The 14,629-nt window shown below is 65.4% G+C and carries 14 protein-coding genes, 1 tRNA gene and 1 pseudogene; 9 read left to right on the top strand and 7 right to left on the bottom strand.

Annotated features, from left to right (window positions below):
* Positions 1-10 precede the first annotated feature (10 nt).
* A complete protein-coding gene (locus HZF03_RS12295; RefSeq protein WP_011158074.1) occupies positions 11-772 on the bottom strand; it encodes an SIR2 family NAD-dependent protein deacylase in 762 nt (253 codons plus the stop codon).
* Between the two features lie 492 nt (positions 773-1,264).
* Here HZF03_RS12295 and HZF03_RS12290 point away from each other — a divergent pair, with 492 nt between their 5' ends.
* Positions 1,265-1,714, top strand: coding sequence for a VOC family protein (locus HZF03_RS12290; RefSeq protein WP_011158073.1), 450 nt, complete (start codon positions 1,265-1,267; stop codon positions 1,712-1,714).
* Positions 1,681-1,935 carry a hypothetical protein gene (locus tag HZF03_RS12285; protein ID WP_133303236.1) on the top strand — a complete coding sequence of 85 codons (255 nt, stop codon included), beginning with the start codon at positions 1,681-1,683 and terminating at the stop codon, positions 1,933-1,935. The genes HZF03_RS12290 and HZF03_RS12285 overlap by 34 nt, the downstream gene beginning before the upstream one ends.
* 118 nt (positions 1,936-2,053) lie before the next feature.
* On the opposite strand, the gene HZF03_RS12280 is transcribed toward HZF03_RS12285, so the two are convergent.
* Positions 2,054-2,311, bottom strand: a complete 258-nt coding sequence (locus tag HZF03_RS12280) for a PilZ domain-containing protein (RefSeq protein WP_011158072.1) — start codon at positions 2,309-2,311, stop codon at positions 2,054-2,056.
* Between the two features lie 333 nt (positions 2,312-2,644).
* Between HZF03_RS12280 and HZF03_RS12275 the strand changes: the two genes are divergently transcribed.
* Both HZF03_RS12275 and HZF03_RS12270 read left to right on the top strand, forming a co-directional pair.
* Positions 2,645-2,719 (top strand) — tRNA-Glu (locus tag HZF03_RS12275).
* Between the two features lie 721 nt (positions 2,720-3,440).
* Positions 3,441-4,031, top strand: coding sequence for an HdeD family acid-resistance protein (locus HZF03_RS12270; protein ID WP_119018594.1), 591 nt, complete (start codon positions 3,441-3,443; stop codon positions 4,029-4,031).
* A gap of 26 nt (positions 4,032-4,057) precedes the next feature.
* On the opposite strand, the gene HZF03_RS12265 is transcribed toward HZF03_RS12270, so the two are convergent.
* The 3 genes from HZF03_RS12265 to epmA all read right to left on the bottom strand — a co-directional run bounded on the left by HZF03_RS12265 (position 4,058) and on the right by epmA (position 6,622).
* Positions 4,058-4,318, bottom strand: coding sequence for a hypothetical protein (locus tag HZF03_RS12265; RefSeq protein ID WP_011158066.1), 261 nt, complete (start codon positions 4,316-4,318; stop codon positions 4,058-4,060).
* Positions 4,319-4,478: 160 nt separating this feature from the next.
* Positions 4,479-5,570, bottom strand: a complete 1,092-nt coding sequence (locus tag HZF03_RS12260) for a lysine-2,3-aminomutase-like protein (protein WP_119018595.1) — start codon at positions 5,568-5,570, stop codon at positions 4,479-4,481.
* Positions 5,567-6,622 carry an EF-P lysine aminoacylase EpmA gene (gene epmA, locus HZF03_RS12255; RefSeq protein WP_119018596.1) on the bottom strand — a complete coding sequence of 352 codons (1,056 nt, stop codon included), beginning with the start codon at positions 6,620-6,622 and terminating at the stop codon, positions 5,567-5,569. Before epmA ends, HZF03_RS12260 begins: the two co-directional genes overlap by 4 nt.
* Positions 6,623-6,759: 137 nt before the next feature.
* Between epmA and efp the strand changes: the two genes are divergently transcribed.
* A complete protein-coding gene (efp, locus tag HZF03_RS12250; RefSeq protein WP_011158063.1) occupies positions 6,760-7,326 on the top strand; it encodes an elongation factor P in 567 nt (188 codons plus the stop codon).
* 78 nt (positions 7,327-7,404) lie between these two features.
* Here the strand turns inward: efp and HZF03_RS12245 are convergent, their stop codons facing one another.
* Positions 7,405-8,385, bottom strand: a complete 981-nt coding sequence (locus tag HZF03_RS12245) for a lipid kinase (RefSeq protein ID WP_119018597.1) — start codon at positions 8,383-8,385, stop codon at positions 7,405-7,407.
* 222 nt (positions 8,386-8,607) lie between these two features.
* On the opposite strand from HZF03_RS12245, the gene HZF03_RS12240 reads away from it, so the two are divergent.
* From HZF03_RS12240 to HZF03_RS12225, 4 genes and pseudogenes are all read left to right on the top strand, one after another.
* Positions 8,608-9,837: a lytic murein transglycosylase gene (locus tag HZF03_RS12240; protein WP_119018598.1), complete on the top strand. Its 1,230-nt coding sequence runs from the start codon at positions 8,608-8,610 to the stop codon at positions 9,835-9,837.
* A gap of 17 nt (positions 9,838-9,854) precedes the next feature.
* Entirely contained in the window at positions 9,855-10,973 is a 1,119-nt protein-coding gene (locus HZF03_RS12235) for an FUSC family protein (RefSeq protein WP_011158060.1), read from the top strand.
* An 84-nt stretch (positions 10,974-11,057) separates the two neighbouring features.
* Positions 11,058-11,348, top strand: coding sequence for a hypothetical protein (locus HZF03_RS12230; protein ID WP_011158059.1), 291 nt, complete (start codon positions 11,058-11,060; stop codon positions 11,346-11,348).
* 144 nt (positions 11,349-11,492) lie between these two features.
* Positions 11,493-12,661 (top strand): annotated as a pseudogene (locus tag HZF03_RS12225) (IS481-like element ISRpa3 family transposase).
* A gap of 114 nt (positions 12,662-12,775) precedes the next feature.
* On the opposite strand, the gene recJ reads toward HZF03_RS12225, so the two are convergent.
* Positions 12,776-14,617 (bottom strand): single-stranded-DNA-specific exonuclease RecJ, encoded by a 1,842-nt coding sequence (gene recJ / locus HZF03_RS12220; RefSeq protein WP_119018314.1) that lies wholly within the window; start codon positions 14,615-14,617, stop codon positions 12,776-12,778.
* Positions 14,618-14,629: the final 12 nt, after the last annotated feature.

Below are 14,629 nucleotides of genomic sequence, written 5' to 3'. Positions count from 1 at the left end.
TTACGAGGTTTCAGTTACCGACGAACGGTCCAAGCGTTTCTCCGATGTCGTGACGGATCACCAGATCGGCGATTTCATCTTGTTCGGTCGGCTCTCTGTTGATGATGACGAGCTTGGCGCCGCACTCTTTCGCCAGCATCGGAAAGCCCGCTGCGGGCCACACCACAAGCGACGAACCGATCGCGATGAACAGATCGCAATGCTGCGCAAGTTCGGTGGCGCGGCGCATCGCATCGGACGGCATCGACTGACCGAACGACACCGTCGCGGTCTTCACCGGCTCGTCGCACGCGGTGCAATGTGGGGCGTGCCCGGTGCGAAAGAACCACTCGCGAACCCAGTCGAGCTCATGCCGCTTCCCGCAGCCGATGCAGCGCGCATAGGTGGTGTTGCCGTGGAGCTCGACGACGTCGTGTTCGGCGAAGCCGGACACCTGATGCAGATTGTCGATGTTCTGCGTGATGATCGCCGGCACCTTGCCGGCCTTGTACAGCGATGCGAGCGCGCGATGACCGCGGGCCGGCCGTGCCTTCGCAAAGGTCTGCTCCATCGCGAAACGTCGCCGCCACGCTTCGTCGCGCGCATCCTGGCGCGCCACGAACTCGTCGAATGGGATCGGCTGGTTGCGGCTCCATAAGCCGCCCGGCGAACGGAAATCAGGAATGCCGGACTCGGTCGAAATGCCGGCGCCGGTGAATGGCACGATCGACGAGGCGTGCGCGATCATGTCGCCGAGCTGTTCGACCCCGCTGGAAAGGCTGGGTGCGATCATGGTTGGATCATTTCAGAATTACCCTCTCGTCGCGCAAGCGTACGCGCGCCGCGAGCCGAAACCGGAGCGACGAGGCCGCGCCGACATCGACGCGTCCGCCGCGGAGAAGTTGCCGGTTCCCGTGCTCAGATTCGAAGCCACATTTTTTTGAATTGCAAGAGGGCCGCCCTGGTCGGATAGTCGAACCCGTCTCAACGGATGACCTCCTCTAAAAGAGCCCCGCGCGACCTCCAAGGCGGGGCTCTTTTTCGTCGGCCGTCCGGAAGCGATGGGATGCAAAGGCCGCCGTGCTCGGCGCCGCTGCGTCCCGTTCGTCACACCTCCCCCGAGCGAGCATAAGGTCTGGAGCCCCGGCTCCAGACCTTATTGTTTTGAACCTCCGGCAGAAGGGCATGGCGCTCGTCCGCGCCGCCGACCAGCGCCCCGCGCTTTCCATCGCGGCCGTTCCGTCCCAAGATCGCCGGCACATTGTCCGAAGGAGATCACCACCACATGCGCTACCTGCACACCATGCTGCGCGTCCGCAATCTCGACACCGCCCTGGAGTTCTTCGTCGGAGCGCTCGGCCTCAAGGAGGTCCGCCGCATCGACAACGACAAGGGCAAGTTCACGCTGCTGTTCCTGTGCGCGCCGGAAGACGAAGAGCTGGTGAAGCAATCGAAGGGCCGCCCCGCCCCCACGATCGAGCTGACCCACAATTGGGACGAAGAGAGCTACGGCGAGGACCGGTTCTTCGGCCATCTCGCGTTCGAGGTCGACGACATCTACGCGACCTGCGAGCGGCTGATGAAGCTCGGCATCACCATCAACCGCCCGCCGCGCGACGGTCAGATGGCGTTCGTGCGATCGCCGGATCTGCAGTCGGTCGAGCTGCTGCAAAAGGGCGAAGCCCTGCCGCCGCAGGAGCCATGGGCCTCGATGCCGAACACCGGCCATTGGTAAGGCGCATACGCCTGCAATTTGCTTCGTCGTTCTGGAATCGCGCGCGCAAGCGCCCCACTGAATCGCTCGCGCAAGCGCCTCATGGCGCGGAACGACGCGCACAACCTCGCGTTGGTCGAGCAACCAACGGAGGACATCAGATGGGACGAGGACTATTGCTTTGGCTGATCGGCGTGCCGATCCCGATCATCATTCTGCTGTGGCTGTTCTTCGGCCACTGAGCCGGCGCCGCTCACAATCGAAGCGCGACATCGTCAATCACAAGAAAGGCTCCGCGAGCAGCGGAGCCTTTCTTTTTTCTGCCTCGGCGACGCCGGCCTTCAGCGACGACGCGCGCGCTCAATTGACGAATTTGACTCCAAGCGTCGTACCACGTCGCCACACCACCTCGCATTGGCGCCCCTGCCGCGCATCGCGCGAGAAGCCGAGCCGCAGCCGCGACCCAAGTGATTCAGCTTCGTTCAGTACCAGCTTGGCTCCAGAACTCGACAGATCCAGCACCTCGCACGGGCGCGCGGCAAAGCCGCCGTCGAGCGTAATCCAGCCGCTCTGCCGCACCGATTTGCGCGGCTCGCGTTTGGTCTTGTCCTTGGCCATGGCATCGTCCTCTGCCTGCTGGGGCCCATGCCGATGACATGGGGACACCGCTCAAAGCCCACAGCAGGACGTGAGAGCTTTCGGCTCCGATCGCTCAGAGCCTGTCTCTGGTCTAGGTCCGCGGCTGTTGAAAAATCGTTGCAAGATTTAACGAAAAGTCGGGGTATCGACAGATCGCCGCGCAGAGCGCTTGCCCCTCGGAAAAAACGCCTCTATACGTTCGCCGCTGCTTCGCGGCGGGCCGGTTCCCGAGCCTGCTGAAGCAACGTTTCGGGTAAAACCGTGCGTTTCCGCCTGCTCGCGATCTCCGTATCGCGCGCGTCCGGCGGTTTCGCTCCCTTCGTCTATCGGTTAGGACGCCACCCTTTCACGGTGGAGAGAGCGGTTCGATTCCGCTAGGGAGCGCCATCATTCCTCTTCAGTGCTGCAAGGATCCCGGCAAGTCGGTCACCGGCTAGCAATCCCCACGACGCCTGTGGGGCTGGGCTGACCTCGTAGTAATCGGTCTGGCCGCAGCTCGCGCATTCATAGATTCGCAGTTCGATCGATTGCACCGGGGAGACCCGGGCGAGCCCCGTGCGAGCACCGCATCTGCTGCAGTGGGGCCGTTTGTCCTTGCACATGATGCCTCCTAACGGAGACTGTTTGCTCGTGGCGCGAACGAGGATCCGACCACAATTTTAAATTGAATATTGCTCTATATACGCCTTTTTAGTGCGCTCGGCGAATCCAATGTGCAGATTCGGTCTGCGACCGAGCACGACATGGTTGCGGAATTGTATGCCGAGGATCGTAGTGTGCGCAAACAAGAGGCACACGCAAGGAGGCCTCGCGCCCGATCGCGATCGGTGCGGGACACCTGCAGCTCAAAGTCCCTGCATGTTAAGTCAGGCGAACACGAACAGCGTGATCGCAAGCGCCAACGCGACCAAATGCAAAACGGCTGGGACCATCGGTCGTCTCCCGCCAAAGTCGTCGCAATCAAGCGCTACAATTAACTGATTCCCCACGCCGTTTCGATTCGACTGCAATGTCGCGAATAATCAGACCGAAGCGCCTGAACTATTAACGCCGCGGTGCGTTGCGCGGGGTAAGTTCCTGTCCGGGAACCATTGAAGGAGAACTTCCCATGTCTCTGCCAGATGACAGCCTTCGCCCCGAAGACGTCGAACGCCTGCAGGCGCGCGTCGAGGCGGCCATCCGCGATCACTGGAAGGCCTATCTGTTCGAAGGCATTCTGCTGCTGATCATCGGTTTTGCGGCGATCCTGCTACCGCTGCTCGCCAGCATCACCTTCACCATCGTGCTCGGCTGGCTGTTCTTCGTCGCCGGCGTGGCAGGCATCGGCTTCTCGATCTGGGCGCGTAAGGGCCCCGGCTTCTGGTGGTCGCTGCTGTCGGCGGTGCTGGCGCTGGTCGCCGGCCTGGTGCTGATCGCGATGCCGCTGCAAGGCACGCTGACCCTCACCTTCATCGTCGGCGTCTATTTCCTCGCCGAAGGTGTCGCCACGATCATGTACGCCTTCCAGCATCGCGGACGGATGTCGGAGCGCTGGGGCTGGATGCTCGCAGCCGGTATCGCCGACATCCTGGTGGCGTTCGTCATCATCTCGGGCTGGCCCGGCACCGTCTGGGCGATCGGGCTGCTGATCGGCATCAATCTGGTGTTCGGCGGCACCTCGCTGATCGCGATGGCACTCGCCGCCCGCAAGAGCAGCTAATCGCGCGACGTCTGCCGCGGTTCGCGTCAGCAGCCGCGGCAGATGCTCTTGATCTTGCGGTCGAGCGCCGCATCGGCCGGGTCGATCTGGTCGATCCTCTGCTCCGGCGGGGTATCGTCGCGTCGCGGCTGCCGATGCCCGACCGGCGCCTGCCTGAGGTCGGCTCCGCTGCTCGAAGCTCCCGGAGAAGTCGTCGAGCCATCGGTGCCACTGCCTGAGCCGGATTGCGCCAACACCACGTTGCCGCTCAGGGTCAGGATCGCGGCCGCGATCATCACAGGTTTCATCGGAGCTCTCCTTCCATCCAAGCCGCCACCGCGACGCTGGTCAGCGAGCGCTCCAGCGTTGCGGCGGTCTGCATCGGCCAGCGGTCTCGCGCCCAACCCAGTACCAACGCACCAACGCCCGACCCAGTTGCCGGGCTTCCGAGCGACATCCTAGTGCCGCTCATTCCGATAGCGGCGGATACAGGTGCACCTCGCCGCAATAGTCGGCGACACGATAGCGCGAATCCCGCCCGGTTCCATCGGCGTCCGACAAATAATTGGGGCCAACCGGCGCCTTGCCGTAGCCGCCGGGAATGTCGAGCACATACTCCGGCTGGCAGAGTCCCGACACATTGCCGCGCAGCGCGCGCATCAAGGCCTGACCTTCGGCGAGCGTGGTGCGCAAATGCGCGGTGCCCGGCGCCAGATCGCCATGGTGCAGATAATACGGCTTGATCCGGCATTCGACGAAGGCGCGCATCAGCGCCTCCAGCGTCGCCGCATCATCGTTGACGCCGCGCAGCAACACCGACTGGCTGACCATCGGAATCCCAGCGTCGACGATCCGCGCGCACGCCGCACGCGCATCGCCGGTCAATTCGCGCGGGTGGTTGGCGTGCAGCGCCAGCCATGTGGTCTTGCCCGGCGCCCGCAGCGCGCGCACCAAATCCGGCGTGATCCGCGCCGGATCGGCCACCGGAAGACGGGTGTGCAAGCGAACGATCTTGACGTGCTCGATCGCGGCGAGTTCGGCCATGATCTCGCTGAGCCGCCGCGGTGACAACATCAGCGGATCGCCGCCGGTGAAGATCACTTCCCAGATCTCGTCGTGCGCGCGGATGTAGTCGAGCGCCGCAGCGGTCGCTTCGCGCGACAGCGCGTTGTCCTTGCCGGGGCCGACCATCTCGCGGCGGAAGCAGAACCGGCAATACACCGCGCAGACATGCACCGGCTTGAACAGCACGCGATCGCGGTGACGATGCACGATGCCTTCGACCGGCGCGTGCGCGGCATCGCCGATCGGATCGTCGCGTTCGAAGGCGAGCGACGACAACTCTTCGGCGCGCGGGATGTATTGCCGCGCGATCGGATCGTCAGGATCAGCTCGATCGATCAGCGCCGCAACCGCCGGCGTCACCGCGATCGCGTAGCGTGCCGCGACCTCGCTCAGCATCGCGCGGTCGTCCGCCGCGGCCAGCCCCTCGGCGATCAGTTCGTCGGGTTGACGCAACGTCGCCGCGGCCGGCGTATTCAATCGGGTGACCTTGGTCATGCGTCCTCGCCTGCCGGCGGCGTCCACACCACCTGATCGATCGTGGTTGCGCCGGCCGCCAGCATCACCAGGCGGTCGAAGCCGAGCGCGACGCCGCTGGCCTCCGGCATTTCGCCGACTGCCGCGAGAAACGCCTCGTCGAGCGGATAGCGCTCACCGTAGCGCCGCTCCTTCTCGTCCATCGCGGCCATGAAGCGCTCACGCTGCTCTGCGGCGTTGGTGAGTTCGCCGAAGCCATTGGCGAGTTCGACGCCGCAGGCATACAGCTCGAACCGTTCGGCGACCCGCGGATCGTCGGGTTTGGTGCGGGCGAGCGCCGCTTCCGGCGCCGGATACTCACTGAGCACCGTCAGCCGTCCATCGCCGAGCCGCGGCTCGACATGCTCGACCAGCACCTTGCTGAAGATATCGGACCAGGTGTCGTCCTCGGCGATCCGCACGCATGCAGCGGCCGCGTTGGCCAGCGCCGTGCGATCCCCCTCACCTTTGGCAATCGTGGCAAGGAGATCGATGCCGGCAAAGCGAACGAACGCCTCGGCCACCGTCAATCGCTCCGGCTCGGCCTGCGGATCGGCGCGCCGACCTTTGAACGAAAACGTCGCGATGCCGGTCGCCTCGGCCGCCACGCGGACCAGCGCGATGCAGTCGTCGATCACCTGCTGGTACGGCGCCTCGGCGCGATACCACTCCAGCATGGTGAACTCCGGCAGATGCACCCGGCCGCGCTCGCGGTCGCGAAACACCCGGGCAAGCTCGAAGATTCGCGTCTCGCCGGCCGCCAACAGCTTCTTGCAGGCGAACTCCGGCGAGGTCCGCAGGTATCGGATGCGCCGCTCGCCATCCGGTCCCAACAGTTCGGTGCGCGGGGCGTGCAGATGGGTCTCGTTGCCGGGGGAGATCTGCAGGATCGCGGTCTCGACCTCGGTAAATCCCGCCGCCTCGAACCAGGCCCGCACGGCCCTGGTCACGCTCCCCCGCGCGCGCAAAAACGGCTGACGGTCCAGATACCTATCCCTGTTCCACCAGGGCGACGGTTGGCTTGTCGCCTCCATCTCAAGTCGCCCCCATCCGGCCACGCAAAACACTGGCATCAGCGCCACAAATCAGTATGTTGCGCCCCGAAACCGTTTCGGCCTCGGGATACCAACGCCCGGATCGGGCCCGGACCTGAACGACAGGAAACATTCCTTTGAGAGTCATCGCCAGTTCTATTCGCAAGGGCAACGTCCTCGAGCAAGATGGGAAGCTTTACGTCGTCCTGTCTGCCGAAAACATCCATCCCGGCAAGGGCACGCCCGTCAGCCAGATCGAAATGCGCCGAATCAGCGACGGCGTGAAGATCTCGGAGCGCTACAAGACCACCGACCAGGTCGAGAAGGTCACCATCGAAGAGCGCAATTACAGCTTCCTGTACGAAGACGGCGAAGGCTTCCACTTCATGGAGCCGGAATCCTACGATCAGGTCCAGGTCACCAAAGACGTCGTCGGCTCGGCTGCGCCTTACCTGCAGGAAGGCATGGTGGTGAAGCTGTCGATGCACGACACCACCGCGGTTGCGATCACCCTGCCCCAACGCGCCACGCTCGAAGTCGTCGACACCGAGCCGGTGACCAAGGGCCAGACGGCGTCGTCGTCGTACAAGCCGGCGGTGCTGTCGAACGGCGTCCGCACCCAGGTCCCGCCGCACATCGGCACCGGCACCCGCATCGTCGTGCTGACCGAAGATGGCTCCTACGTCGAACGCGCCAAGGACTAATCGCAGTCAGCCCTGCTGACTCCCGCAAAGCCCGCCGCATCCCGGCGGGCTTTTTCGTGGGCATGGCGTGGAAGCCGTTCAGCCGCGCGGCGCCGGATCTTTCGGCACGAACACGCTGACGGCCTCACGAAGCAACTCGAACCGAGCCGGCGTGAAGGTCACCAGCTCGCCATCGGCATTGACCGGACGTGGCTTGCGCGTGCGGATTTCGAACGAAGTACCGCGGGCCGCCCGCACCTCGCGCCACAGGCCATGGCGGCCCTTGCGAAAATCGTAAGCGACCGCGAGCAGCTTCCACACCTGCGCGAATTCCAGCGAATACAGATCGAACTGCCCGTCATCGATTTCGGCGGTGTGCTCGACCGCCATGCCGCCGCCGTAGTAGCGGCCGTTACCGACCGCAACCTGCATCGTCTTCACCCGCACCTGCTCCTCACCCGACACGATCACGGCGTGGAACGGCCGCGCCTTGCTGAGCACCTTCACGGCGGTGAGCGCGTAGCTGAGGCGGCCGAACCTGCGCTTGCTTTCGCCGCTGAGCTCACGCGCCAGATCCGTGCTCAGCCCGACGCTGGCGACGTTGAAGAACTTGTGGCCGTTGACGTCGCCGAGATCGATGATCTTGCGGTGACCGGCCGCGATCACGTCCGCGGCGGCTTCCATGTCGAGCGGCAGGCCGAGCGTCCGCGCCAGATCGTTGGCGGTGCCGGCCGGAATGACGCCGAGCGGAAGCCCGGTCTTCATCAGCGCCGGCGCGGCGGCGTTGAGCGTGCCGTCGCCACCGGCGATCACCACCGCTGCGGCGCCCTCGGCATGGGCTTCGATCCAGGGCGCGACCTCGTGGCGACTGGAGGGTGCTGAAACCACCAGGTCGAAGCCCGCGGCGCTGAGCTTGGATCCGGCCAGACCGACAGCCTGGCTGCCCGAGCGGCTGCCGCGATTGATCACCATCAGCAGCCGGCGCGTCAGCGCCGCCTGGGGAATGGCACTGCCCAGGTCGGAGCCATCGCTGGGCGCAGCTTCCTCGAGGTCCGGCCCGATCTCGGATTCGCGGTCCACCTCAACTCCTCATTGGCTGTCGGCTTTATCGCGCCTCGAATCTTCGGGGCTGCGGAAGGCGGGTCGGTGGCACCAGTTGGGCGCAAAGCGCGGCGGTACAAGGGCACAGGCGGAGACATCGTGTCGCTGCAGCTTGGTGGAACAATCGCCGCCCTGCTTGCGCAGCTGCTATCGAGCCGCAGCAGCTTTGGGGACGCCCGCAATGCCGCTACACTGCCGGCTATGGTCGATCGCGATTCCCCAACCTCTCTCACCCGTCGCCGCCTGCTGCAGACGGCCGTCGGCGCCGCCGTGATGCTGCCGGCCGCAGCTTCCGCCGCCGCGCCAGCCGGCTTCGATGAATGGCGCGACGCGTTCCGGGCGAAGGCGCTCGCCAAGGGCGTCTCGCCCCGCACCTGGGATCGGGTGATGGGATCGCTCGAACCCGACATGAGCGTGTTCAAGAACTTCCAGAAGCAGCCGGAATTCAACGAGCAGCTCTGGCAGTACATCAACCGTCGGGTGTCGGACTGGCGGATCACCGCCGGCCGCGAGGCGCTGCGCAAGAACGAAGCGCTGTTCGCCCGGATCGAGCGCGACTTCGGCGTCGAGCGCGGCACGCTGCTGGCGCTGTGGGGCGTGGAGAGCGCCTATGGCGATCCGCTGGTGCAGCAGAACCATATGCGGCCGGTCTTCCCCTCCCTCGCAGCGCTGGCCTGGCGCGAGCCGCGGCGGCGTCCGTATTGGGAGACCGAGCTGATCAACGCGCTGCGGATCGTCGACAAGGGCTGGTCGACGCCGGAGGAAATGCACGGCTCCTGGGCCGGCGCGATGGGCCACAGCCAATGGATGCCCGAGGTGTGGCTGAACGTCGGCATCGACTATGACGGCGACGGACGGGTATCGCCGTTCGGCCGGCCCGACGACGCGCTCGGATCGACTGCGAAGTATCTGGTCCGGCGCGGCAACTATCACCGCGGCGAGCATTGGGGCTACGAGGTCGAAGGCCCCGGCGGCGCGGTCAGCGGCAGCCGCAGCTATCTGGCATGGTCGCGCTCCGGAGTCTCGCGCGCCGACGGCCAGCCGTTTCCTGTTTCCTCGGCCAGCGCAACCATGTGGGTGCCGGTCGACGGAGGTCCGAAATTCCTGATCGGGCCGAATTTCTACGCGGTGAAGAGCTACAACCCGTCGATGAACTACGCGCTGGCGATCTGCCATCTCGGTGATCGCATTCTCGGCGGCAGCCCGTTCATCCATCCGTTCCCCGGATCGGAGCGCGCGCTGACGCTCGCCGAGGTGCAGGAGATGCAGACGCGGCTGACAACCGCCGGCTTCGACACCGGCGGCACTGACGGCCGGGTCGGCAACGACACCATGAAGGCGATCCGGGACTTCCAAATCAAATCCGGCCTTCGGCCTGCCGACGGCTATGGCGGACTGAAGGTGCTGGCGCGACTGCGGCAGGGTGGATAGAGGCCGCAGGCTTTTCGATGATGCGACATCACTGGACGTGGCACCGAATCAAGGCGCTGGCGCACGAAGAGTGGCGCGAGCTCGTCACCTTCAATCCGAGCGACCGGCCGTGGCAGATGCCGTTCTCCGCGGCACTGGCCGCGGGCGTGCCGATGCTGATCGGCGCGTATTTCGATCACCTCGACTACGGCCTGATCTCGTCGCTCGGCGGCATGGCGTTCCTGTATCTGCCGCGCACGCCGCTGCACCATCGCATGGTGTCGATGATGGCAGCCGGATTCGGCTACGCCGCCTGCTACACGCTCGGTCTGGTGGTGCATCTGTTGCCGTGGCTGCTGGTGCCGGCGATCACCTTCACGGCGATCCTGGTGACGATGCTGTGCCGGTTCTATCGGGTCGGGCCGCCCGGCAGCATGTTCTTCGTGATGGCCGCCGCGATTGCCGCCTATACGCCGGGCGATCTGATGCAGTTGCCGCTGAAGGCGGGACTGTTCGTACTCGGCAGCCTGCTCGCCACCCTGATCGCGATGATCTATTCGGTGGTGGTGCTACGGATCCGCGATCCGCTCCCGGTGCCGCCGCTGGCAACCGATGATTTCGAACACGTCGTGCTCGACGCGGTGGTAATCGGCGTGTTCGTCGGCGGCGCGCTGGCACTGGCCCAGGCGCTGCAGCTCGAACGGCCGTATTGGGTGCCGGTGAGCTGTCTCGCGGTGATCCAGGGCCTGTCGGTGCGCGCAATCTGGAATCGGCACCTGCACCGTCTGCTCGGCACTGCAATCGGACTCGGCCTCGCCGCCGTGCTGCTGGCGCTACCTCTGGAGAAATGGAGCATCGCATTCGCGGTGATTGCGCTGAGCTTCGTGATCGAGACGGCCGTGATCCGGCACTACGGCTTTGCGGTGATCTTCATCACCCCGCTCACCATCTTCCTCGCCGATGCCGCCACGCTCGGCCAGGAGCCGGTGCACCAGATCATCGAGGCGCGGTTTATCGATACCGTGGTCGGCTGCGTGGTCGGCCTGGTCGGCGGCGTCTGCCTGCACCATCCGGGCTTCCGGCACGTCACGGCCGGCTTGATCCGCCGGCTGATCCCGGCCTATCTGATCCCTGCCAAACACGACCGGGGCGATTGACCGAAAGTCAGGGTTTTGCCCCGGCCGAGCCGTGGAATAATACCCTTCCTCAGTTTCTTCAGGATGTATCGCCGGATTTGAGCCATGACCGACGTGCGCCCTCAGGCCGAGACCTTCCAAGCTCCGCTGGACGAGATCGTCTGGAACACCACCTTCCGCCGCGGCTTCGCCGAAGCCCGCTCGGGCCGCACCCCGCGCTACGACGACGAGGTGATGTTTCAGGACGGCCTCGCCTGGGTTTACGAATGGGGCCGCCAGTTCGCCATCCTCGCCCCGCCCGACCTGCCGCTGGTGCTCCCCGAAGAAGGCGCGCTGAATCCCAAAGCGGTCGAGCTGTTCCGGGAAATGATCATCCAGGGCGAGATTTGCACCTGAGAGCTGGTTCGATACTCGAGCGTATCCACTTCACCTATCGTCATCGCCGGATTTGATGTTCAGCCCGGAGACATGACCTACGGGTGTTCGGAGACATAGTCGACGCATCATAGTGGCTGGATTTGGCGGTTGGAGGCCAAGTCCATGCCCTGGCGTGAGGTGTCGGCGGTGGATCAGAGACGAGAGTTCGTCCGGCTTGCGATGCAGGAGGGAGCGAACCGGCGGGAGTTGTGCCGGCGGTTCGGCATTCATTGGACGACCGGCTACAAATGGTTGGAGCGATGCGCGGCCGGAGGTGATGTCGTCGACCTATCGCGGCGGCCGCACGAAAGCCCGCGGCAAACCTCGGCGGCGTGCGAGGCACAGGTGCTGGCGGTTCGCGATGCGCATCCAGCGTGGGGGGCGCGCAAGATCGCTAGCTCGATGAAGCGGTCCGGACACAGCGCTCCGGCGGTGTCGACGATCCACGAGATCCTGCGCCGGCACGGCCGGATCAAGCCTGCCGCCGGCGGTCCACCGGCGACGCTGCGGTTCGAGATGCCGGCACCGAACATGCTTTGGCAGATGGACTTCAAAGGCTGGGTTCGGCTCGGCAACGACGTCCGCTGCCATCCGCTGACCGTGGTGGACGATCACTCACGCTACGATCTGTGCCTCCAGGCTTGCGCCGATCAGCGCGGCGAAACCGTGCAGGACAGGCTGCAAACGACGTTCCGGCACTACGGCTTGCCCGACACGATCTTCGTCGACAACGGCTCGCCGTGGTCGGATAGTTCCGGCGAGCGCTGGACGTGGTTTTCGGTGTGGCTGCTCAAGCTCGGCATCAGCGTGATCCGCAGCCGTCCCTATCACCCGCAGAGCCGCGGCAAGAACGAGCGCTTCCATCGCACGCTGGACGACGAGGTGTTTGCGCTGCGGCCCTTGCGCGACCTCGCCGAGGCGCAACGTGCCTTCGACTCCTGGCGCGAGGTGTACAACTTCGAGCGCCCTCACGAGTCGCTAGGCCAGCTGGTGCCTGCTGATCGCTACCAACCGAGCCGGCGTTCTCTGCCGGACCGCCTGCCGGCTCCAGAATACGATGAGCGCGACATCGTCCGCTCCGTCCCGAAAACCAAGGCCTATGTCAGCTTCAAAGGTCGTTTGTGGAAGGTGCCGCAAGCCTTCGCCGGAGAGCGCTTGGCCATCAGGCCGCTCTCCACCGACGGCAAATACGGCGTGTTCTTCGCCGCCCACCAAGTCGCCACCATCGACTTGACGGCGGAAAAGGTGTCGGTCATGTCTCCGAACACGTGTCGACTATGTCTCCGGGCTGAACATTTGATCCGGCGATCCATCTCGCAAGCATGATGGATGGCCGGGTCGAGCCCGGCCATGACGGCCATTACTAATCCGGCATTCTCATCGCGTGGCCGCCTCAAGCGCGCTCATCACCTGATCATCGTCGGCCCTGCATCCGGCACCGCGACGTCGATGACGCGGAGCTGCACCCGCTCGGCACCCTGCCAGCGGTCGACGCTGAGGCTGCCGGCGACGTGGAGGGTCTGACCGCGGTTCTCGGTCAAGGCATTGCCGAGCTTCTGGCCGACGCTGCGAAACGCGATGCCGTTGACGATCGCGCCGTCCCCCGCCTTGAAGCGCAGCCGCAGATGCGCCTGCCCGACTTCGTCGGCGTAGATCAGCTGATGCGCCGGCAGCGCCACGATCGGCTCCGGATTGCCGGCACCGAATGGCCCTGCCCGGTTCAACGTCGCCGCCAGTTCTGTCGTGACGCCGCGCGCCGACACCGCGCCGTCGATATACAGCTCGTTGACGTGGCGCGACTTGGCGACGTCGCCGGCGAGTGTCGTCTCCAGCCAGGCGCGGAATTCGGCCAGACGTTCTTTTCGCAACGTCACACCGGCCGCCATGGCGTGACCGCCACCCTTCAGCAGCAGCCCGTCATGCACCGCCTGGCGCACCGCCTTGCCAAGATCGACGCCGGAGATCGAGCGGCCCGAACCGGTGCCGATGCCGCCCGGCTCCAGCGCGATCGCAAACGACGGCCGGCCGAACTTCTCCTTCAGCCGCGAGGCGACCAGCCCGACCACGCCGGGGTGCCAGCCTTCGGAAGCCGTGACGATCACTGCGCCCTTGTCCTCGAGCCCGAGCGAGGCCATCGCCTCGGCTTCCGCCTGCGCTTCGGCCTTCTGTTCGATCTCGCGGCGCTCGCTGTTGAGCCGATCGAGCTCGGCGGCGATCCGGGCGGCCTCCGAGACGTCGGATTCGAGCAGCAGCCGGACGCCGAGATCGGCGCGGCCGATGCGTCCGCCGGCGTTGATGCGCGGCCCAAGCATGAAGCCGAGATGCCACGCCTCCGGCGGACCGTTCAGCCGCGAAACGTCCATCAGCGCGGTATGGCCGACATGGTCGCGGCGGCGCATCGCGATCAAACCTTTGGCGACAAACGCACGGTTGAGCCCGACCAGCGGCGCGACGTCCGCCACTGTGCCGAGCGCGACGTGATGCAGCATGTCCAAAAGGTTCGGCTCCGGCCGCTCGGTGGTCCAGAACCCGCGATGCCGCAGCTCGCGATTGACCGCGACCAGCGTCATCAGCACCAGGCCGACCGCGGCAAGATGGCCGAGCCCGGACAGGTCGTCGGGCCGGTTCGGATTGATCAACGCATCCACGTCCGGCAGCTCGTCGCCGCATTGGTGATGATCGATCACCACCACGCTCATCCCGAGCCGCCGCGCTTCCGCGAGCGGCTCCAGGCTGGTGGTGCCGCAGTCCACGGTGATCAGCAGCGTCGCGCCTTTGCCGGCGAGCATGCGGATCGCGTCGATGTTCGGGCCGTAGCCTTCGAAGATCCGGTCGGGAATGTGGATCAAAGGATCGAGCCCGCAGTGGCGCAGATGCCAGGCGAGCAGCGCCGACGACGTCGCGCCGTCGACGTCGTAGTCGCCGAAGATCGCCACCTTCTCGCTGCGCGAGGCGGCATCCGCGATCCGTTTGGCGCCGGCTTCCATCTGGGTCAGCGACGCCGGATCGGGCATCAGCTTGCGGATGGTCGGGTCGAGGAAGTCCTCGACCTGGTCGATCTCCACACCCCGCCCGGCCAGCACGCGCGCCAGCATTTCGGGCAATTGATAACGCTGCACCATCGCCTGCGCTTTGGCGGTGGCGCGGGCGTCGAGCCGGTCGCGCCACGCCTTGCCGGTGGCCGAGCGGGTCACGCCGAGAAACGCCGGCACGGTCTCGGCCGGCAAAACGGAGATGGGAGGCGTCATGGTCAGCGCAGA

Source organism: Rhodopseudomonas palustris (assembly GCF_013415845.1).
GTDB lineage: Bacteria > Pseudomonadota > Alphaproteobacteria > Rhizobiales > Xanthobacteraceae > Rhodopseudomonas > Rhodopseudomonas palustris_F.
The sequence above is the reverse complement of the archived record's forward strand: the minus strand, read 5'-3'. Positions and strand labels throughout refer to the sequence as shown.